This window comes from Pseudoclavibacter sp. 13-3 (assembly GCF_021168475.1).
Lineage (GTDB): Bacteria > Actinomycetota > Actinomycetes > Actinomycetales > Microbacteriaceae > Pseudoclavibacter_A.
The window spans coordinates 106,461-127,652 of sequence record NZ_JAJOZT010000004.1 but is presented as its reverse complement, the minus strand read 5'-3'; the positions used below and the strand labels follow the sequence as shown (position 1 = coordinate 127,652).

Genomic DNA, 21,192 nt, shown 5'->3' with positions numbered 1-21,192 from the left:
ACGTACACTGGTTCGGTGCGCATCATCTTTGCCGGAACCCCCGAGATCGCAGCCACCGTGCTGCGCCGACTCATCGACTCGCCTCACGAGGTCGCCGCCGTGGTGACCCGCCCTGACGCTCCGCTGGGACGCCGACGACGACTGACGCCGAGCCCCGTTGCCGCACTGGCCGAAGCCGAGGGGCTGCCCGTCGTCCGCACCACGCGCATCACGGCCGAGGCGCTCGCCGAGATCCGCGCGACCGCCGGCTCGGTCGATCTCGGCGTTGTCGTCGCCTACGGTGCGATCCTGCCCGATGACCTGCTCGACCTGCCGACGCACGGCTGGATCAACCTGCACGTCTCGCTGCTGCCGCGCTGGCGCGGCGCCGCCCCCGTGCAGCGGGCGATCGCAGCGGGGGACGCCCCGCTCGGCTTCTCGGTCATCGGTGTGACGAGCGAGCTCGACGCCGGTGACGTCTACGAGCAGCAGGCGGTGCCGGGCCTCGACGATGCGACGGCTGGCGAGGTGCTGCAGCGCATGGGCGTCGAGGGCGCCGACAGGGTCGTGGCCGTGGCGGATGCACTGGCCGCCGGCACCACACAGCCTGTTCCGCAGAGCGGGGAGGTGACAGTGGCCGCAAAACTCGATCGGGAGTTCGGCCGCCTGGCATGGGCCCAGCCTGCCGCCAAGGTGTTCGACCGCTGGCGCGCGGCGACGCCCGAACCCGGCGCATGGACGACGATCGACGGTGACACCTGCAAGATCCTGCGGCTCGGCAGAACAGATCCCACCGCCCTGATGCCGCCCCTCCGCGTGGCCGGCAGCGTCATGCTGTGGCAGCGCCGCGTGCTCGTCGCAGCCGCAGACGGCTGGCTCGAACTGCTCGTGGTGCAGCCTGCCGGCAAACGGGGGATGGCCGCCCATGACTGGGCGAACGGTCTGCGCCAGCAGGGCGCCGCGGCCGACCAGACTCTGGCGGTGTTCGCATGAGCCAGAACGATCGCCGATCAGATCGGTCGCCGAGTCGCCGCCGGCACGATTCCGAGCGTCATGAGCGTCGCACCGAGCGCCCCCAGTCACGTCGCGCCGACCCGCGGCGACTCGCGCTCGGCGTGCTCGAAGAGGTCGATGCCAACGACGCCTACGCGAACCTGCTGCTGCCAGCCCGCCTGGCCGACAGCGGTCTCGAACCGCGCGATCGAGGCTTCGTCACCGAACTCGTCTACGGCACCCTGCGCTGGCGAGGGCTCTACGACGAGCTGATCAGCCGCGCCGCACGACGCGACGCGAGCGGGCTCGACCGACGCGTGCGTGACATCCTGCGCCTCGGCGCACACCAGGCGCTGCACATGCGGGTGCCCGGCCACGCCGCGGTCAACGAGACGGTGTCGTTGGCGAAGCGTGTGCGCGAGGCGAAGGCCGCCGGCCTGATCAACGCCGTCATGCGCCGACTCACCGAGCGCAGCCTCGACGAGTGGGTCATCGTGCTGCAGGCCGACCTGCCTGCCGACCGATACCTCAGCGTGCGCTGGTCGCACCCCGAGTGGATCGTGCGCGCACTGCGCAAGTCGCTCGCCGCCGACGGACGCGACGGAGACCTCGAAGCGCTGCTGGCCGCCGACAACGCGGCGCCGGCCGTCAACCTCGTCGCGCTGCCCGGTGTCGCCGATCGCGGCGACATCCCGGGCACGACGCCCAGCCCGCTGTCGCCGTTCGGCGCGGTGCTCGAACACGGCGATCCGATCGAGCTGTGCCGCCCCGGCGTGCGAGTGCAGGACGTCGGCTCGCAACTGGCTGCCGTCGCGATCGCGGCTGCGCCCGACTCCGGCGACGGGGCCGGTGCATCCGCCCACGATCATGGCGAACGCTGGCTCGACCTGTGCGCCGGGCCCGGCGGCAAGACCGCCCTGCTCGCCGCTCTCGCCGCTCAGCGCGACCCGCGGGCGGCGCTGCGCGCGAACGAACCTGTGCCGCACCGTGCCGATCTGGTGCGGCGTGCTCTGGAGGAATCCGGGTTCGGAGCCGTCACCGTCGACCAGCACGACGGCGCCACCGAGCTCGAACGGGTGTCAGGTCAGTGGCAGCGGCTGCTGATCGACGCACCGTGCACCGGGCTGGGAGCGCTGCGACGTCGGCCCGAGTCTCGCTGGCGCAAACAGCCGACCGATCTGCGCGATCTCACCGCGCTGCAGCAGCGGCTGCTCGACTCGGCCGTCGCCTCGGCGCGCTCCGGGGCGCTGATCGCCTATGTGACCTGCTCGCCGCATCTGGCCGAGACCCGCAGACAGATCGACGGGCTGCTGTCGCGGCAGGCGGGCGCGCTCGACGTGCTCGACACCGCCGGCATCCTCATCGATGCGGGCGCGGGGCTCGCTCCCGGCGCGGCAACGCGCCTCGACGACGCCTTGGGCCTCGGTGCGAGTGACAGGCCCCTGGTCGGCTCCGGTGCTCCCGGGCTGCAGCTCTGGCCCCACGTGCATGCGAGCGACGGCATGTTCGTCTCGGTGCTGAGGCGGCGCTGATGGCCCCGCACAGCTCGCCAGAGATGGCGACCGGGCCCATCGCACTGCCCGAGGGAGCCGACAGGTCACGGCAGTTCTCGCGACAGCCGCGCCGCAGTGGCCTGATGCTCGGCATCGGCACCTATCTGATCTGGGGGTCGCTGCCGCTCTACTTCATGCTGATGGCACCGACCGGGCCGTTCGAGCTCGTGGCCGCGCGAGTGGTCTTCTCAGCGGTGTTCTGCGCGCTGCTGGTGACCGTGACCCGGCAGTGGCGCCATCTGGTCGCGCTGTTCCGAGACACGCGGGTGCTGCTGACGCTCACCGCCGCCGCTCTGCTGATCTATGCCAACTGGCAGCTCTACGTGATCGCCGTGACCACCGAGCACGTGCTCGAGGCGTCGCTCGGCTACTTCATCAACCCGATCGTGACGATTCTGCTCGCGGTGTTCGTGCAGCACGACCGGCTCGGGCGCATGCAGTGGACTGCTGTCGCACTGGGTGCGGTCGCTGTCGTCGTGCTCGTGGTGGCCTACGGGCAGATGCCCTGGATCGGGCTCGGCCTGGCGTTCAGCTTCGGCTTCTACGGTCTGATCAAGTCGCAGGTCGGCGAGCGCGTCGACGCGCTCAGCGGGCTCACCATCGAGACCGCACTGCTGCTGCCGATCGCCGTGGTGGTGCTGGTGGTGGTGGAGTTCGCCGGAGCGGGCCTCACCTTCGGGCGCACCGGCCTCGGCCACTCGCTGCTGCTGGCGTCTGCCGGTGTGGTCACCGCGGTGCCGCTGATCACGTTCGCCGCGGCATCGCGTCGACTGCCGCTCAGCTGGATCGGCTTTCTGCAGTACCTGGGCCCGACGCTGCAGTTCATCATCGGCGTCGCCGTGCTGCACGAGCCGATGCCGGCGAGCCGCCTCATCGGCTTCGTGCTGATCTGGGCGTCGATTGCCCTGCTGATCGTCGACGGGCTCGTGCAGGGGCGTCGCCACCGCATTGCTAGACTCGGTGCCCGTGCCTGACAGACCAGTGAGCCCGCGGCCCGAGAACCAGAGCCAGAGACAGAGCGAGGCGACCCTCGAGCCGCGCTTTCGCCGACGGGCCGTCGTGCTCGCGTCGGCCGCGGCGATGGGCGGCTTTCTCTTCGGATTCGACTCGTCGGTGATCAACGGTGCGGTCGACTCGGTCAACCATCACTTCGCCCTGGGCGAGGCGCTGACCGGATTCGTGGTCGCCGTCGCGCTGCTCGGATCGGCCGCGGGAGCGATGTTCGCGGGCGCCCTCGCCGACCGCTGGGGGCGGCTCTGGGTGATGCGCATCGGCGCGATCATGTTCTTCGTCAGCTCGATCGGCGCCGCCTTCACGGTGAGCGTACCCGACCTGATTCTGTGGCGCGTGATGAGCGGCGTCGGTGTGGGCATCGCATCGGTGGTGGCGCCGGCGTACATCGCCGAGATCGCTCCGCAGCGCATTCGCGGCGGCCTGGGGTCGCTGCAGCAGCTCGCGGTCACGCTCGGCATCTTCGCGGCGCTGCTCTCTGACTCGCTGCTGGCCCATGGGGCGGGAGGCGCGTCGCAGGCGCTGTGGCTCGGCATGCCGGCCTGGCGGTGGATGCTGCTGGTCGGCGTGATTCCGGCCGCCGTCTACGGCGTGCTCGCGGTGGTGCTGCCGGAGTCGCCGCGCTATCTGGTGGCGGTGGGTCGTGAGCAGGCTGCGCGAGCGGTGCTGGCGCAGCTGACCCCGAGTCGTTCGCTGGAGGGCACGATCGGCGAGCTCGAGGCGGCCATCGCCACCGATCGCAGCCAGTCGAAGGCGTCGCTGCGCGGGCCCCGGCTCGGGCTGCAGCCGATCGTGTGGATCGGCATCGTGCTGTCGGTGCTGCAGCAGTTCGTCGGCATCAACGTGATCTTCTACTACTCGACCACGCTGTGGAAGGCAGTCGGGTTCACCGAGAGCGACTCGCTGACGATCAGTGTGATCACCTCGGTGACGAATGTGCTGGTGACGATCATCGCGATCGTGCTGGTGGACCGCGTCGGGCGGCGGCCGATTCTGCTGAGCGGTTCGGTGCTGATGGCGGTGTCGCTGGGGGCCATGGCGCTGAGCTTCTCGTTCGCGGTCGACGTGAACGGCGCACCCAGCCTGCCGGCACCGTGGGGCGTCATCGCGCTCGTCGCAGCCAACCTCTTCGTGATCGGGTTCGGGGCCTCGTGGGGGCCGCTGGTGTGGGTGCTGCTCGGCGAGATCTTCCCGAGCCGCATTCGCGGTCGGGCGCTCGGCCTCGCTGCCGCGGCGCAGTGGGTGGCGAACTTCTTGGTGACGGTGTCGTTTCCCTCGATGGGTGCGTGGTCGCTGCCGACCACCTACGGAATCTACGCGCTGGTCGCACTGTTCTCGTTCTTCTTCGTGCTGCGGCGCATTCCGGAGACGAAGGGCGCTGCGCTCGAGCAGACCGAGGCGATCTTCGCTCGCGGTGTGGCCGCGCGGCCTGGCAGATCAGCACAGCGGTGACAGGCCTGCGTCTGCACCGGCGCGAAGGCTGGGTCGGGCTGCAGCAGCCTAGACTTGACCATATGACCGCCACCCGCCCCGTGCAGATCAGCCCCAGCATCCTCAACGCAGACCTCGGTGACCTGAAGGGCACGCTGCAGCAGATCATCACGGCAGACACCGCGCACATCGACGTGATGGACAACCACTTCGTGCCGAACCTCACCTTCGGCGCGCCAGTCGTGCAGTTCATCCAGCAGTACTCGCCGATTCCGCTCGATGTGCATCTGATGATCGATGATCCCGACCGGTGGGCGCCGGCCTATGCCGAACTCGGCGCGCACGCCGTGACCTTCCACCTCGAGGCCGCGACCTCGCCGCTGAGCGTGGCGCGCACGCTGCGGTCGCTCGGCGCGCAGGCCGGCATCGCGCTGAAGCCGGCCACGCCGGTCGAGACGATCATCGACCTGCTCGAATACTTCGACCGCGTGCTGGTGATGACCGTCGAGCCGGGCTTCGGCGGGCAGTCCTACATCGAGGCGGGCACGACGAGAAAGCTGCGGCTGCTGCGCGAACGCGCCGAGCAGCAGGGACTCGACGAGCTCGTGCTGCAGGTCGACGGGGGAGTCAACGCGCACACCGGCGCGATCGCGGTGTCGGCCGGTGCAGATTCTCTGGTCGCCGGCTCCAGCGTCTTCAGGACGGCGGATGCTCAGGCTGCGATCGCCGACCTGCGCGCGGCCGCCGAGAGCGCTCGCGTTCGCTGACCGCACCCGGCGCGGTGCGCGCCGCATGCACGCAGGAGGGATTCACGCGGTAGGCTTGAACACGATGAAGACGTTTGAAGAGCTGTTCAGCGAACTGACCGAGAAGGCCGCCACTCGCCCCGAGGGGTCGAAGACCGTCGTCGAACTCGACGCGGGCGTGCACGCCATTGGCAAGAAGATCGTCGAAGAGGCCGCCGAGGTATGGCTCGCCGCCGAGCATGAGACCGACCAGGCGCTCGCGATGGAGGCCAGCCAGCTGATCTACCATCTGCAGGTGATGCTCATCAAGAAGGGCATCAGCCTCGAAGACGTCTACCGCGAACTCTGAGCCGAGCGTTCGAACACGATACGGCGGAGCCGGGTCGCATCGTCTTCGGTGTGATCGGCACCAGCCCAGATCTCACACCCTCACAACCTGATCAGAGGCCCGCGGCTCGCTCCGCCCGAGCCGGTGCCTCGTCCCACGAGAAAGACCGAACGTGCTGCGTGTAGCGATTCCGAACAAGGGCGTGCTGAGCCAGGCAGCGCTCGACATGCTGAAACAGGCCGGGTACGCCACCCGCCGCGACACCAAAGACCTCTACGTGCTCGACGAGCACAACGGCGTCGAGTTCTTCTACCTGCGCCCCCGCGACATCGCCACGTACGTCGGTGCCGGCGCGCTCGACGTGGGCATCACCGGTCGTGACTTCCTGCTCGACTCCGACACCGAGGCCACCGAGGTCGACAATCTGCAGTTCGGTCGCTCGAAGTTTCGTCTGGCCGGGCCGCAGGGCAGGTTCAGCGCACTCGAAGACATCGACGGGCTGCGCGTCGCCACGAGCTACCCGAAGCTGCTGGCCGACTACCTGGCCCCGCGCGGCATCGCGGTGAAGCTCGTGCACCTGGACGGTGCCGTCGAGAATGCCATCCGCCTCGGTGTGGCCGATGTCGTCGCCGACGTGGTCGAGACCGGCACGACGCTGCGCTACGCGGGGCTGCAGGTCTTCGGCCCGATCATTCTGGCCTCGTCTGCCGTGCTCATCGGGGCGCCGCAGTCGCTGACCGACGGCCGTCTCAAAGACGAAGCCCGCGTGCTCAGCGAGCGTCTGCAGGGCGTGCGGGTGGCACGCGAGTACGTACTGCTCGACTACGACGTGCCGAAGACCGATCTCGACGCCGCCATTCGGCTCACCCCGGGGCTCGAGTCACCGACGGTCTCTCCGTTGGCGCGCGCAGACTGGGTGGCCGTGCGGGCGATGGCTCCGCGCGAGCACATCAACGACGCGGTCGACGAGCTCTACCGGATCGGTGCCCGAGCCATTCTGGTCAGCACCCTGAACACGGCGAGAATCTAGATGGCTCTCGCGATCCGAGTCATTCCATGCCTCGACGTCGCCGACGGCCGCGTGGTCAAGGGCGTCAACTTCAAGAATCTGCGTGACGAGGGCGACCCCGTCGAACTGGCCGCCCGCTACTACCACGAAGGCGCCGACGAGGTGACCTTCCTCGATGTCACCGCGACGGTCGAGAACCGCGCCACGATGTACGACGTCGTGCAGCGCACCGCCGAACAGGTGTTCATCCCGCTCACCGTGGGCGGCGGCGTGCGCGGCGTCGATCAGGTCGCCCGGCTGCTGGCCTCCGGCGCCGACAAGATCGGCATCAACTCCGCAGCCATCGCCCGACCCGAGGTGCTCACCGAGATCGCCGACCGGTTCGGAGCGCAGGTGACCGTGCTCTCACTCGACATCAAGCGCAGCTCGTGCACCGCATCCGGCTTCGTCGTGACGACCCACGGCGGTCGCACCGAGACCGACATCGACGCACTCGACTGGGCACAGCGCGCCGTCGACCTGGGAGCCGGCGAGCTGCTGGTCAACTCGATCGACGCAGACGGCACTCAGAACGGCTTCGACCTCGATCTGATCACACGACTGCGCGATCTGGTCGCCGCACCCATCATCGCCTCCGGCGGCGCGGGCACCGTCGTGCACTTCGTCGAAGCCGCCCGGGCAGGAGCAGACGCCGTGCTCGCCGCAAGCGTCTTCCACCGCCAGCAGGTCGCCATCCCCGATGTCAAACAGGCCCTGGCCGACGCCGGCTTCGAGGTCCGGGCCGTGCCCGACCCCCGTGACGGGCTGGGCACCACCGATTTCGCCGCAGACTCGGCTGCAGCAGCATCCCAGAACCAGGACTGACCATGACCACGCTCGACGACATCCGCTACAACGACCAGGGCCTGGTGCCGGTCGTCGTGCAGCAGCATGACACAGGTGAGGTGCTCATGATGGCATGGATGAACGCCGAGACCGTGCGACTCACCATGGCCGAGGGGCGCACCGTGTTCTGGTCGCGGTCGCGGCAGCAGATCTGGCGCAAGGGCGAGACCAGCGGCCACACCCAGCGCCTCGTCACCCTCGACGCCGACTGCGACGGCGACACGCTGCTCGCACGGGTCGACCAGGTCGGCGCGGCCTGCCACACCGGCACGCGAACCTGCTTCACCGGCCGTCGCCTGTGGGGCGAGATCGAGGAGTCATGATGTCTACCGCATTCGGTTCGGCCGCCACCACGCGCGAGCGGTTTAGCGAACTCGCCCAGAGCCACTCGATCGTGCCGGTGGTGCGTCGCGTGCTGGGCGACTCCGAGACCCCGATGGGCGTCTACCGCAAGCTGGCCGACGCGCGGCCGGGCACGTTCCTGCTGGAATCGGCAGACAGCGCCGGCGAGTGGGGCCGGTTCTCGTTCGTCGGCGCGTCGTCCTATGGCACGCTGACGACGGATGCCGCAGGCCGCCCGGGGTGGAACGCCGAGTCGCTGAGTGCAGAGCGGGCCTTCGGCGGCGGCACGCCCGAGCGTGCGTTCGACGCGATTCAGACCATCGTGCGCCGCTGGCGCACGGCACCCGTACCCGGTGTGCCGCCGCTGACCAGCGGTCTGGTCGGGTTCGTCGCGTGGGATGCCATCCGCGAGCTGGAGCACATCGACCGTCGTAACCCGCCTGAGACGAACGCCCCGGTGGTGAGCCTGTCGTTCGTGCGCGATCTCGTCGCGATCGATCACCGCTACGGCACGATCTGGCTGGTGCACAATGCGCTGGTCGACGCCGACAGCGACATCGACGCGCTGTGGCACGAGGCGCAGGATGCCCTGGGCTCGCTGATCGACGATCTCGCGAAGCCGTCCCCGGCCACGATCGACGACGTCGACTTCGACGTCGAGGCGCAGGCTGACCACCGTACCGACGCAGACGACTTTCTCTCTGCTGTCGCGCAGTCCAAACAGCACATCGTCGCCGGCGACATCTTCCAGGTGGTGATCAGCCAGCGTTTCGACCTCGAGACGCAGGCCGACCCACTCGACGTCTATCGCGTGCTGCGCACGCTGAACCCCAGTCCCTACATGTACCTGCAGACGCACCGCGGCACAGATGGCGAACTGCTGCACGTGGTCGGATCATCGCCCGAGGCACTGGTCAAGGTGACCGACGGAGCAGTCGTGTCGCATCCGATCGCCGGCTCGCGGCCTCGCGGAACCACCCCGGAGCGCGACGCGCGCCTGGCCGAGGAGCTGCTCTCCGATGAGAAGGAGCGCTCGGAGCACCTCATGCTCGTCGACCTCGCCCGCAACGATCTGCTCAAAGTCTGCGAGCCGCAGAGCGTGCGGGTCAGCGAGTTCATGATCATCGAGCGCTTCAGTCACATCATGCACATCAGCTCGTCGGTCGAGGGCGTGACCCGTGCCGGCGTCGACGCCGTCGACGTGCTGGCGGCGACGTTCCCAGCCGGGACGCTCAGCGGCGCCCCCAAACCGAGGGCGCTCGAGATCATCGAAGACCTCGAACCCGTCGGTCGTGGCGTCTACGGAGGAGTGGTCGGCTACTTCGACTTCGCCGGCAACGCCGACCTGGCCATCGCCATCCGCACCGCCGTGCTGAGCGGCGGCCGAGCCACCGTCCAGGCCGGGGCCGGCATCGTCGCCGACTCGGTGCCCGAGAGCGAGTACCAGGAGTCGCGCAACAAGGCCGCCGCTCCGCTGCGGGCGGTGGCCATCGCCTCCACCGTGCGACCGGCAGCCGATCGACGAGAGCGAACGGATCAGGCATGAGCCAGCATCCTGGCGAGGCCGACGCGGCGCAGCCGACCGCGTCACGGGGGAGCAGTCGTGGCGGAGCCGTCGTCCTCGGACTGCTTCTCGCCGGCGTGCTGACCCTCTCGGCGTCGCAGCCCTGGCTCGACTGGTCGATCGGGTCGGCTCATGGTGCCGTCCATGTCACCGGGCAGCAGGCCGTCGGAGCCGTGCAGGCCTACGGGCTCACAGTGCTCGCCGTCACCGCGGTGATGGGGCTCAGCGGCGTCGTGTTCACCCGCGTGCTCGCAGTTATCGAGGCCGCGCTCGGAGCGACTGCGCTCTGGTCGGTGCAGACGGTGTGGAGCGATCCGCTGGCCGTCAGCCTCAACCAGCTCGCCGAGGCGACCGGGGTCTCCGGGCCCCGAACCCTGGCCACCTTGGTGAGCGAGTCGTCGACGACCGGCTGGGTCTGGGCGGCGGTGGCTGCAGCGGCGCTGATCGTGGTGCACGCGGTGTGGGTCTTCGTGGTCGCCGGGCGCTGGAAGCGAACAGTGCGTCGCTTTCAGAAGCCGACCGCCGCGTCGGTCTCGGGCCCGAGCCCGGTGGATGCGGCAGAGTCGGCCCAGACCTGGGACGCCTTCTCGGTGGGAATCGATCCGACCGAGAACGACGGCGACATCGATGACGGGATCGACCGCAGCCTGCGCGGGCGGAACGGCAGCCCGGGCGATCCGGGTACACTTGAACAGAATCCGAGACCTCGAGGAGAGCAATGAGCGAGATCAGCGAAGAAATCATCAACCCCGGCCACGGCAACTCGCCGGCCGCATGGACGGCGGTGATCATCGTGCTGGCGGCGTTCGTCATCGGCACCATCACGTTCGTCGCAGGTCAACCGGTGGGTGTGCTGATCGCTGCGATCGTCGCTGCGGTGGGTGTGATCGTCGGTGTGGTGCTCTCGAAGATGGGGCTCGGCGCGCACAGCCCGCGGTATGCGCACAAGTCGCACTGACTCGATGACCATTCTTGACAGCCTGTACGAGGCTGCGCTGGGCGACGCCGCTGTGCGTGAGGCGCAGACGCCGCTCGCCGAGGTCTTGGTGCAGGCCGCGGCGCAGCCGCCGGCTCGCGATGCCTATGCGGCGCTGAACACAGGCGATCACATCCACGTGATCGCCGAGGTGAAGCGCGCCAGCCCCTCGCGCGGCGATCTTGCCGCCATTCCCGATGCGGCGCTGCTCGCCGAGACCTACGCCGCGAACGGTGCCTCGGTCATCTCGGTGCTCACCGAGCGCACCCGGTTCAAGGGGTCGCTCGACGACCTGCGCGTGGTGCGCGAGCGAGTGCACGTGCCGGTGCTGCGCAAAGACTTCATCGCCACCGAATACCAGATCGTCGAGGCCCGTGCCGCGGGTGCCGACCTGGTGCTGCTCATCGTCGCCGGTCTCACCGAGCATCAGCTGCGTGCGCTGCGCGAGCTGGCCGAGTCGCTGGGCATGCATGCGCTGGTCGAGACCCACAACGACGACGAAGTGCGGGCAGCCGTGGCCAGCGGTGCGCGCATCATCGGCGTCAACGCGCGTGATCTCACAGACTTCGCCGAAGACCCGTCGCGGTTCTCGGCCCTCGCCGCGCAGATTCCCGACGACGTCGTGAAGGTCGCCGAATCGGCGGTGCGCACCGTCGACGACGTGCGCGGCTATCGTGCCGCAGGCGCAGATGCCGTGCTGGTGGGTCAGGCGCTGGTCACCGGAGACCCGGCTGAACTGCTGCCGCAGTTCATCGGAGTCTGACCTCGAGTCGACCGGGCCGGCCGTGCACTCGCACCAGACGTCGAGGGGCAGCCGATCGAACGGTCTCCGGGCGACCGACCGGGCGTGAGACCGACCGGGTCGAACAGATTCTTGTGACACACCCGCACACAGAGGACAATCGTGTGGGTGACCGAACAGTGTGGAAGGAACACATGACGAAGCTCAGCGAGACGACAGGACCATACTTCGGCGCCTTTGGCGGCAGGTTCGTGCCCGAGCCGCTCATCACCGCACTCGACGAGCTCGACCGCACCTGGCACGAGGCGCAGGCCGACCCCGAGTTCCAGGCCGAGATCGATCGGCTCGCCCGTGACTACACCGGTCGACCGTCGCTGCTCACCTTCGCCCCGCGGCTCAGCGAGCTCGCCGGCGGCGCGAAGATCTGGCTCAAGCGTGAAGACCTCAACCACACCGGCGCCCACAAGATCAACAACGTGCTCGGGCAGGCTCTGCTCGCCAAGCGCATGGGCAAGACCCGCCTGATCGCCGAGACCGGGGCGGGCCAGCATGGCGTCGCCACAGCGACCGCCGCGGCCGTGTTCGGCTTCGAATGCCAGATCTACATGGGTGAGGTCGACATCGAGCGCCAGGCGCTCAACGTGGCTCGCATGGAGCTGCTGGGCGCTGAGGTGGTACCCGCGCGCACCGGTTCTCGCACACTCAAAGACGCCATCAACGAGGGGCTGCGCGACTGGGTCGCCAACCTCGACACGACGCACTACCTGATGGGCACCGTCGCCGGGCCGCATCCCTTTCCCGAGATCGTGCGTGATCTGCAGAAGGTCATCGGCGAAGAGGCGCGTGAGCAGCTGCTCACGCAGATCGGCCGGCTGCCCGACGAGGTCATCGCCTGCGTCGGCGGCGGGTCGAACGCCATGGGCATCTTCAACGCGTTCCTCGACGACCCCGATGTGGCGCTGCTCGGCATCGAAGCCGGTGGCGAGGGTGTGGACACGCCTCACCATGCGGCGACGATCGAACGCGGCCGCCCCGGCACGCTGCACGGCGCCAAGAGCTATCTGCTGCAGGACGACGACGGTCAGACCATTGAGAGCCATTCGATCTCGGCCGGCCTCGACTACCCGGGTGTCGGCCCCGAGCACTCCTGGCTCTCAGACATCGGCCGTGCCCGCTACGAGGCGGTCACCGACGACGAGGCCATGAGCGCCTTTCGAGACCTGTCGCGCACCGAGGGCATCATCCCGGCCATCGAGTCGGCTCACGCCGTCGCGGGCGCGATCCGCGAGGGCCGCCGGCTGGGCTCGGAGGCAGTGCTGCTGGTCTCGCTCTCCGGGCGCGGCGACAAAGACATGGAGACCGCGGCGCGCTACTTCGGCTACATCACCGACCCCGAGCAGATGGCCGGCCCCGGTGAGCCGAAGCGCGCCGCCCCGAACGAGTCCGCGACGAAGGAGAACCACTGATGAGCGTCGAACCCCTGCTGCGCACGCGTGCCGAGGCCGGTGCTGACGGTGCTCATGGCTCGCTGATCGGCTATCTTCCGGTCGGCTTTCCCGATTTCGACGCGAGCGTGGACGCCGTCGTCGCGATGGCCGAGCACGGCGTCGACGTGATCGAGCTGGGCGTGCCGTATTCCGATCCCGTGATGGACGGCCCCGTCATCCAGGCGGCGACCGGTGCGGCACTCGAGCGCGGCTTCCGCGTCTCGGACGTCTTCCGCGCGATCGAGGCGATCCGCAGCCGTGTCGACGTGCCCGTGCTGGTCATGTCGTACTGGAACCTGGTGCTGCAGCACGGCATCGAGGAGTACGCCCGCGACCTGCAGCAGGCGGGCGGCGCCGGGCTCATCACCCCCGATCTCGTACCCGATGAGGGTGCCGACTGGATCACGGCCGCAGAGGCCCATGACCTCGACCACGTCTTCCTGGCCGCCCCGACGTCGTCCGACGAGCGGTTGAGGCTGATCTCCGACACCTCGCGCGGCTTCGTCTACGTGGTGTCGACCATGGGCGTCACCGGCACCCGCACCGAAGTCGACGAGCGAGCCGGCGGGCTCACCGCGCGACTGCGTGCGTGCACCGACCGCCCCCTTGCGGTCGGGCTCGGCATCTCGCGCCCCGACCAGGTCGCCGATGTGCTCGGCTATGCCGACGGCGCCATCGTGGGGTCCGCTTTCGTGCGCGCCCTGCGCGACGGGGGAGCGGCCGCGGTCGCGACGCTGGCCGAGCAGCTCGCCGCCGGCAAGACACCAGGAGCGACGGCCTAGACCGCCGCCCGAGCAGAAGAGACTAGGATACGAGTCGTGAATCTCGCCAGCTTTCCCACCCCCGGCACCGGAGCGTTCTCCATCGGGTCGCTCACCATCCACTACTACGGTGTGATCATCGCGATCGGCATCGTCTTGGCCTGCTGGATCACGGGTGTGCGTCTCAAACACCGTGGTGCCGACGGCTGGGCGGTGCTCGACGTGGCACTCTGGGCGGTGCCGTTCGGCATCATCGGCGGGCGCCTCTATCATGTCTTCACGCATCCGGCCGACTACTTCTCCGGCACCGGCGACCCGCTGCGGTTCCTCTACATCTGGGAAGGCGGCCTGGCTATCTTCGGCGCACTGCTGCTCGGCGTGGTGGGAGCCGTCATCGGCACGCATCTCGCCGGTCTGCGACTGACCACGCTGCTCGACGCGGCGGCCCCGGGCATCCTGCTCGCGCAGGCACTCGGCCGCTGGGGCAACTACTTCAACAACGAGCTCTTCGGCACACCGACCAGTCTGCCGTGGGGCATCCAGATTCCGGCGAACAACAGCGCCTTCCCCGTGGGGCTGCCCGAGGGCACACTCTTCCACCCGGCCTTTCTCTACGAATCGATCTGGAACCTCATCGGCGTGCTCGTGCTGCTCTGGGCCGGTCGTCGCTTCGCACTGCAGTGGGGGCGTCTCTTCGGCCTCTACCTGGTCTGGTACGGCATCGGCCGTTTCTTCATCGAGGGCATGCGCCTCGACCCGATCGCCGTCTTCCTCGGCGCGCGCCTGAACCAGTGGGGCGCCGTCGTCGTCGTCATCATCGGCCTGATCATCATGTTCGTTCAGGCCCGTCGGCACCCCGGTGCCGAGCCGAGCCCGTATCGTCCGGAGCATCTGGCCCGCCTCGAGGCGCTCGAGCAGGTCGCCGTTTCAGGTGCCCCCGTCGACACAGACTCGGCGGATGCCGCGGTCGCCTCAGCCTCAGACCCGAAAGTCAGCGAGCGCAGCTGACTGTGAGCCGCAGATTCTGTAACGTGCTTGTAACACAATGTGAGATTCCGGTAACAATCGTCGGATAACGTGGAATTTCCTCGCTGGATCAGCATGCGATGTCATGGCGCCGTAACACGGTCGTCATGAACACGAGCTCTCGTGACCATGAGCGCATACGAGCAGACGCTTCTGAGCCGGCGCGCATGAAGGAGTCCCACAATGCAGAGTCACTCCGCATCGACAGCAGAGCATCGCCACGCCGGCGCAGCGCCCGTCTCCGAGTTCGCCCGATTCAGCCGGATTCCCGACGATGGCGGCCTCTACCGTCGCGAAGCAGAGAAAGACGCCTGCGGGCTGGCCATGGTCGCCACCCTGCGCGGAGCACCAGGCCACGACATCGTCGACCACGCGCTCAACGCGTTGCGCAACCTCGAACACCGCGGTGCCGTCGGGTCCGATGCCGGCACCGGCGACGGCGCCGGCATCCTGCTGCAGATTCCGCACCGCTTCTTCAGTGAGGTCGTCGACTTCGCCCTGCCCGACCGAGGCGAGTACGCCGCGGGCATGATCTACCTGCCGCTCGATGGTGTACAGCGCGAACGCGCGAAGCGCACCATCGATCTGATCGCCCGCGAAGAGGGGCTGACCGTGCTCGGCTGGCGCGAAGTGCCCACCGATGACCGCGCCATCGGCACACAGGCGCGGGCGACGATGCCCGCCTTCGAACAGATCTTCGTGGCACGACTGGGCGTCGACGGCCCGACCGCCCGCGGCATCGAGCTCGATCGCATCGTCTACCGGCTGCGCCGCCGCGCGAGCAAGGCCACCGACGTGTTCATCCCGTCGCTGTCGAGCCGAACCATCGTCTACAAAGGCATGGTCACGACCCTGCAGCTGGAGCCCTTCTTCCCAGACCTGTCTGACGAACGCTTCGAGACCGAGCTGGCGCTGGTGCACTCGCGCTATTCGACCAACACCTTCCCCTCCTGGCCGCTCGCGCAGCCGTTCCGCATGATCGCGCACAACGGCGAAATCAACACGGTGAAGGGCAACCGCAACTCGATGCGAGCCCGCCAGGCTGACATCGCCAGCCCGCTGCTCGGCGATCTGAGCGGTCTCACCCCGCTGGTCTCAGACGGCGGCAGTGACTCCGCGTCGTTCGACGAGACCCTCGAGCTGCTGCATCTCGGCGGCCGTTCGCTGCCGCACGCCGTGCTGATGATGGTGCCCGAGGCCTGGGAGCACAACGAGCACATGGACCCCGAGCTGAAGGCGTTCTACGCCTACCACGCCACAATGATCGAGCCCTGGGACGGGCCGGCCGCGATCTCGTTCACCGACGGCACGCTCGTCGGCGCCACGCTCGACCGCAACGGCCTGCGCCCCGGACGCTACGTGATCACCCGTGACGGCCTCGTCGTGGTGGGCAGCGAGACCGGCGTCATCGACGTCGCGCCTGAGAACGTGCTGCGCCGCGGACGCCTCCAGCCCGGCCACATGTTTCTGGTCGACACCAAGGCCGGCCGCATCGTGCCCGACAGCGAGATCAAGCACTCGCTCGCCGAGCAGAAGCCGTGGAAGAAGTGGCTCGACGACGTGCAGGTCTCGCTGAAGGATCTGCCCGAGCGCGAGCACATCCTGCACACCCGCGCTTCGGTGTCACGTCGCCAGCGCACCTTCGGCTACACCGAAGAAGATCTGACCATGCTGGTGGGGCCGATGGCCAAGACCGGTGCCGAGCCGCTCGGCGCGATGGGCACCGACACCCCGATCGCGGCACTCAGCGAGAAGCCGAGACTGCTCTTCGACTACTTCACCCAGGCCTTCGCACAGGTCACCAACCCGCCGCTCGACTCGATTCGCGAGCAGATGGTCACGGCGCTCTCGGCGGGCATCGGCCCGGAGCAGAATCTGCTCAGTCTCGAGCCGGCCTCGGCGCGCCAGGTGAAGATCGACTTTCCGGTGATCACCAACGATCAACTCGCGAAGATCCAACACGTCGGTCGCCGCAGCGGCTTCACCGGCACGGTCACGCTGCGCTCGACCTACCCGGTGCACGACGGCGTCACGGGCCTGCGTCGGCGTCTTGACGAGATGTGCGACGAAGCGCTCGCCGCCGTGCAGCGCGGCGTCGAGTTCATCGTGATCAGCGACCGTGACTCAACCGCCGAGCAGGCGCCCATTCCCTCGCTGCTGGCGATCGGGGCCATCAACCATCACCTGGTGCGGCAGGAGTGCCGTCGCCGGGTCGGCCTGATCGCCGAAGCCGGCGACGTGCGCGAGGTGCATCATGTCGCGACCCTGCTCGGCTACGGCGCGAGCGCAGTCAACCCGTACCTGGCTATGGAGACCGCAGAGGATTTGGTGCGCTCCGGGCTGGTGCAGGGCGTCTCGGCCGAGACCGCGGTGCACAATCTGATCAAGGCGCTCGGCAAGGGCGTGCTCAAGATCATGTCGAAGATGGGCATCTCGACGGTGGCCTCATACGTCGGGGCGCAGACCTTCGAAGCCGTCGGCATCTCGCAGGAGGTGATCGACGAGTTCTTCACCGGAACCGTCTCGAAACTCGGCGGCATCGGCCTGCTCGAGATCGAGCACGACAATGCCCGACGCCATGCACTGGCGTACCCGCTCGAGCCAGCGGCGACCGTGCATCAGCAGCTGCCGGTCGGCGGCGAGTACAAGTGGCGTCGTGACGGCTCGGCCCACCTCTTCAACCCCGAGACGATCTTCCGGCTGCAGCACTCCACCAAGACCCGTCGCTACGACATTTTCAAGGAGTACACCGATCTGGTCGATGACCAGGCCCGCGAGCTCAAGACCATTCGCGGCCTCTTCCGCCTGCGCACCCAGCCGGGCCAGAGCATCCCCATCGACGAGGTCGAACCGGCCAGCGAGCTGTTCAAACGGTTCTCGACCGGTGCGATGAGCTACGGCTCGATCTCGCAGGAGGCGCACCAGACCCTCGCGATCGCGATGAACCGCATCGGCGGCAAGTCGAACACCGGCGAGGGCGGCGAAGACCTCGACCGGCTGCTCGACCCCGACCGGCGCAGCTCGATCAAGCAGGTGGCCTCAGGCCGCTTCGGCGTGACCAGCATGTACCTGGCGCACGCCGATGACCTGCAGATCAAGCTCGCGCAGGGGGCGAAGCCCGGTGAAGGCGGCCAGCTGCCAGGGGCGAAGATGTACCCGTGGATCGCACGCACGCGTCATTCGACGGCGGGCGTCGGTCTGATCTCGCCCCCGCCGCACCATGACATCTACTCGATCGAAGATCTGAAGCAGCTCATCTTCGACCTGAAACGGGCCAATCCCAAGGCTCGCATCCATGTGAAGCTGGTGAGCGAGAACGGCATCGGCGCGGTCGCCGCAGGCGTCGCCAAGGCCAAGGCCGACGTGGTGCTGGTCTCGGGCCACGACGGCGGCACCGGCGCCAGCCCGCTGAACTCGCTGAAGCACGCGGGCACCCCGTGGGAGATCGGCCTCGCCGAGACGCAGCAGACGCTGCAGCTCAACGGTCTGCGCGACCGGGTCGTGGTGCAGGCCGACGGCCAGCTCAAGACGGGCCGCGACGTGATCATCGCCGCGCTGCTCGGCGCCGAGGAGTTCGGCTTCGCCACGACGGCGCTGGTCGTCGAGGGGTGCATCATGATGCGCGTCTGCCACAAAGACACCTGCCCCGTGGGCGTCGCCACGCAGAACCCGGAGCTGCGCTCGAGATTCACCGGTCAGGCCGAGCATGTGGTGACCTTCTTCGAGTTCATCGCCCAGCAGGTGCGCGAGTACATGGCCGAGCTCGGCGTGCGCACGATGGACGAGCTGATCGGACGCACCGATCTGCTCGACGTGGCGCCGGCCTCGACCGAACTCAAGGCGCAAGGACTCGACCTCGACCCGGTTCTGCACGGGCCTCAGATGCCTGCCGACGCGCCCAGACGGCACCTGGTCGAGCAGGACCACGAGCTCGAGCAGCACTTCGACAACCAGCTCATCGCCCTCTCCCAAGCCGCTATCGAGACCGGAGAGCCGGCGCACATCGATCTGGGCATCCGCAACACCGAGCGTGCAGTCGGCACCATGCTCGGCTACCACGTGACGATGGCGCACGGCGCAGAGGGGCTGCCCGACGGCACCATCGACATCACGCTGCACGGCTCGGCCGGGCAGTCGCTGGGCGCCTTTCTGCCGCACGGCATCACGCTGCGCCTCGAGGGCGACAGCAATGACTACGTCGGCAAGGGACTCAGCGGCGGGCAGCTGGTGCTGTACCCGCCCGCAGGAACTCGCTTCGTCGCCGAGCACAACGTGATCGCCGGCAACGTGATCGGCTACGGCGCCACCAGCGGCACGATGCTGCTGCGCGGCCTCGTCGGCGAGCGCTTCCTGGTGCGAAACTCGGGAGCGACCGCGGTCGTCGAGGGCGTCGGCGATCATGCACTCGAGTACATGACCGGCGGTGTGGCCGTCATCCTGGGCCCCACGGGCCGCAATATCGGCGCCGGCATGTCGGGCGGCATCGCCTTGGTGCACGATCTCGACCGGGAGCGCATCAACGTCGAGGCCTTGGCCGGCAACGAGCTGCAGCTGCTCGAACTGGACGCCGATGACATCGCGCTGCTGCACGATCTGCTCGAACGTCACCGCATCGAGACCGGGTCGACGGTCGCCGAGCGCATGCTCGCCGACTTCGACGAGACGGTCGCGCACTTCACCAAACTGCTGCCGACCAACTACGCGCGCGTGCTGCGGGCCCGGTCGGACGCCGAGGCGCAGGGGCTCGACCCCGACGGAGCCGAGGTCTGGAACACGATCCTGGAGGTCACTCGTGGCTGATCCACATGGTTTTCTCACTGTTCGCAACCGTGCTCTGCCCAAGCGGCGGCCGGTCGACGTGCGCATCATGGACTGGAAAGAGGTCTATGAACGCCAAGACCCGCTGCAGCTGCAGGAACAGTCGTCGCGCTGCATGGACTGCGGCGTGCCCTTCTGCCACAGCGGCTGCCCGCTCGGCAATCTGATTCCGGAGTGGAACGACCTCGTCTGGCGTCAGCATCCTCAGGACGCCATCGAACGGCTGCACGCGACCAACAACTTTCCGGAGTTCACCGGGCGGCTCTGCCCGGCGCCCTGTGAGTCGGCCTGTGTGCTCGGCATCAACCAGCCGGCGGTCACGATCAAGCAGATCGAGGTCTCGATCATCAACCAGGCCTATGATCGCGGCTGGGTCGAACCTCACCAGCCCGAGCGCCTGAGCGGCAAGAGCGTGGCCGTCGTCGGCTCCGGGCCGGCAGGGCTGGCTGCGGCGCAGCAGCTCACTCGCGCCGGGCATACCGTTGTGGTGTACGAGCGCGACGATCGCATCGGCGGGCTGCTCCGCTACGGCATTCCCGACTTCAAGCTCGAGAAGAAGGTGCTCGACGCCCGGCTGAACCAGATGATGGCCGAGGGCACCCGCTTCCGCAGCGGCGTGAACGTCGGCATCGACATCTCGTGGCAGCAGCTGCGCGATCGCTTCGACGCCGTCGTGGTGACCACGGGAGCGACCACACCGCGAGACCTGCCGATGCCGGGGCGAGACCTCCACGGCATCCACTATGCGATGGACTACCTCACCCAGGCCAACCGCACAGTCGCCGGCGACGAGGTGGCCGACCGAATCGATGCCCGAGGCAAGCACGTCATCGTCATCGGCGGCGGCGACACCGGTTCGGACTGCATCGGCACCGCGATCCGACAGGGTGCGGCGTCGGTGACCAACCTGGCCATCGGCCGTCAGCCGGGCATCACCCGGTCGCAGCGTGAGCCCTGGCCGACCATGCCGAAGCTCTTCGAGGTCTCGACCTCGCACGAAGAGGCCGACGGGCACGGCGGCGAACGCCGGTTCCTCGCCTGCACCGAGGCGTTCGTCGGTGACGACGAGGGCCACGTGCGAGCGCTGCGCATCGCCGAGACCGAGTACCGGGCCGATGGGTCGCGAGGCCCGAAAGACGGCACCGAGAGCGAGCTGCGGGCCGACTTGGTCTTCATCGCCATGGGGTTCACCGGGCCCGAGGTCAACGGTGCAGACGAGCAGATCGGGCTGTCGACGACCAGTCGTGGTGAGCTGGAGCGCGAGAACGACTACTCGACCGATGTCGCGGGCGTGTTCGTCGCCGGCGACGCCGGGCGAGGGCAGTCGCTGATCGTGTGGGCGATCGCAGAGGGCCGCGCGGCCGCCGCGCAGGTCGACCAGTACCTCGAAGGAGAGACCGTGCTGCCGCGGCCGGTCGCAGCCGACGACCGGGCGATGAGCGTGCGGTGATCCGAGCGCCCAGGTGACTAGCGGCGTTCATCTCACGCTCATGTGAGCCGCCTAGAATTGACTCGGCAGAACGAACTGCCGAATCGATTGG

18 protein-coding genes are annotated in these 21,192 nt (G+C 68.4%); all 18 read left to right on the top strand.

Going from position 1 to position 21,192, the window contains the following annotated elements; all coding sequences use genetic code 11:
• Positions 1-15: 15 nt before the first annotated feature.
• Positions 16-972 carry a methionyl-tRNA formyltransferase gene (gene fmt, locus LRX77_RS08100; protein WP_231832402.1) on the top strand — a complete coding sequence of 319 codons (957 nt, stop codon included), beginning with the start codon at positions 16-18 and terminating at the stop codon, positions 970-972.
• Positions 969-2,504, top strand: coding sequence for an RsmB/NOP family class I SAM-dependent RNA methyltransferase (locus LRX77_RS08095; RefSeq protein WP_231832401.1), 1,536 nt, complete (start codon positions 969-971; stop codon positions 2,502-2,504). Before fmt ends, LRX77_RS08095 begins: the two co-directional genes overlap by 4 nt.
• Positions 2,504-3,499, top strand: coding sequence for an EamA family transporter RarD (rarD, locus tag LRX77_RS08090; RefSeq protein ID WP_231832400.1), 996 nt, complete (start codon positions 2,504-2,506; stop codon positions 3,497-3,499). The genes LRX77_RS08095 and rarD overlap by 1 nt, the downstream gene beginning before the upstream one ends.
• A gap of 106 nt (positions 3,500-3,605) precedes the next feature.
• Positions 3,606-4,988, top strand: coding sequence for a sugar porter family MFS transporter (locus LRX77_RS08085; protein ID WP_231832536.1), 1,383 nt, complete (start codon positions 3,606-3,608; stop codon positions 4,986-4,988).
• Between the two features lie 62 nt (positions 4,989-5,050).
• Complete coding sequence (gene rpe / locus LRX77_RS08080) at positions 5,051-5,734, top strand: ribulose-phosphate 3-epimerase (protein WP_231832399.1); 684 nt, start codon at positions 5,051-5,053, stop codon at positions 5,732-5,734.
• A gap of 64 nt (positions 5,735-5,798) precedes the next feature.
• Positions 5,799-6,062 carry a phosphoribosyl-ATP diphosphatase gene (locus tag LRX77_RS08075; RefSeq protein ID WP_158031560.1) on the top strand — a complete coding sequence of 88 codons (264 nt, stop codon included), beginning with the start codon at positions 5,799-5,801 and terminating at the stop codon, positions 6,060-6,062.
• Positions 6,063-6,213: 151 nt separating this feature from the next.
• Positions 6,214-7,071 carry an ATP phosphoribosyltransferase gene (gene hisG, locus LRX77_RS08070; RefSeq protein WP_231832398.1) on the top strand — a complete coding sequence of 286 codons (858 nt, stop codon included), beginning with the start codon at positions 6,214-6,216 and terminating at the stop codon, positions 7,069-7,071.
• Complete coding sequence (gene hisF / locus LRX77_RS08065) at positions 7,072-7,914, top strand: imidazole glycerol phosphate synthase subunit HisF (RefSeq protein ID WP_269453786.1); 843 nt, start codon at positions 7,072-7,074, stop codon at positions 7,912-7,914.
• A 2-nt stretch (positions 7,915-7,916) separates the two neighbouring features.
• Positions 7,917-8,258: a phosphoribosyl-AMP cyclohydrolase gene (hisI, locus tag LRX77_RS08060; RefSeq protein ID WP_231832397.1), complete on the top strand. Its 342-nt coding sequence runs from the start codon at positions 7,917-7,919 to the stop codon at positions 8,256-8,258.
• Positions 8,255-9,823, top strand: coding sequence for an anthranilate synthase component I (gene trpE, locus LRX77_RS08055; protein ID WP_231832396.1), 1,569 nt, complete (start codon positions 8,255-8,257; stop codon positions 9,821-9,823). Before hisI ends, trpE begins: the two co-directional genes overlap by 4 nt.
• Positions 9,820-10,563, top strand: a complete 744-nt coding sequence (locus tag LRX77_RS08050) for a Trp biosynthesis-associated membrane protein (protein ID WP_231832395.1) — start codon at positions 9,820-9,822, stop codon at positions 10,561-10,563. Before trpE ends, LRX77_RS08050 begins: the two co-directional genes overlap by 4 nt.
• Entirely contained in the window at positions 10,560-10,799 is a 240-nt protein-coding gene (locus LRX77_RS08045) for a DUF6704 family protein (protein ID WP_231832394.1), read from the top strand. Before LRX77_RS08050 ends, LRX77_RS08045 begins: the two co-directional genes overlap by 4 nt.
• A 10-nt stretch (positions 10,800-10,809) precedes the next feature.
• The gene (locus tag LRX77_RS08040; protein WP_442961626.1) at positions 10,810-11,580 is read left to right on the top strand and encodes an indole-3-glycerol phosphate synthase TrpC; all 771 of its coding nucleotides are present in this window, start codon (positions 10,810-10,812) and stop codon (positions 11,578-11,580) included.
• 173 nt (positions 11,581-11,753) lie between these two features.
• Entirely contained in the window at positions 11,754-13,025 is a 1,272-nt protein-coding gene (trpB, locus tag LRX77_RS08035) for a tryptophan synthase subunit beta (RefSeq protein ID WP_231832392.1), read from the top strand.
• The gene (gene trpA / locus LRX77_RS08030; RefSeq protein WP_231832391.1) at positions 13,025-13,828 is read left to right on the top strand and encodes a tryptophan synthase subunit alpha; all 804 of its coding nucleotides are present in this window, start codon (positions 13,025-13,027) and stop codon (positions 13,826-13,828) included. Before trpB ends, trpA begins: the two co-directional genes overlap by 1 nt.
• 36 nt (positions 13,829-13,864) lie before the next feature.
• Complete coding sequence (gene lgt, locus LRX77_RS08025; RefSeq protein ID WP_231832390.1) at positions 13,865-14,815, top strand: prolipoprotein diacylglyceryl transferase; 951 nt, start codon at positions 13,865-13,867, stop codon at positions 14,813-14,815.
• A gap of 201 nt (positions 14,816-15,016) precedes the next feature.
• A complete protein-coding gene (gltB, locus tag LRX77_RS08020) occupies positions 15,017-19,633 on the top strand; it encodes a glutamate synthase large subunit (protein WP_231832389.1) in 4,617 nt (1,538 codons plus the stop codon).
• Positions 19,626-21,101: a glutamate synthase subunit beta gene (locus LRX77_RS08015; protein WP_231832388.1), complete on the top strand. Its 1,476-nt coding sequence runs from the start codon at positions 19,626-19,628 to the stop codon at positions 21,099-21,101. The genes gltB and LRX77_RS08015 overlap by 8 nt, the downstream gene beginning before the upstream one ends.
• The last annotated feature ends 91 nt before the right edge of the window (positions 21,102-21,192 follow it).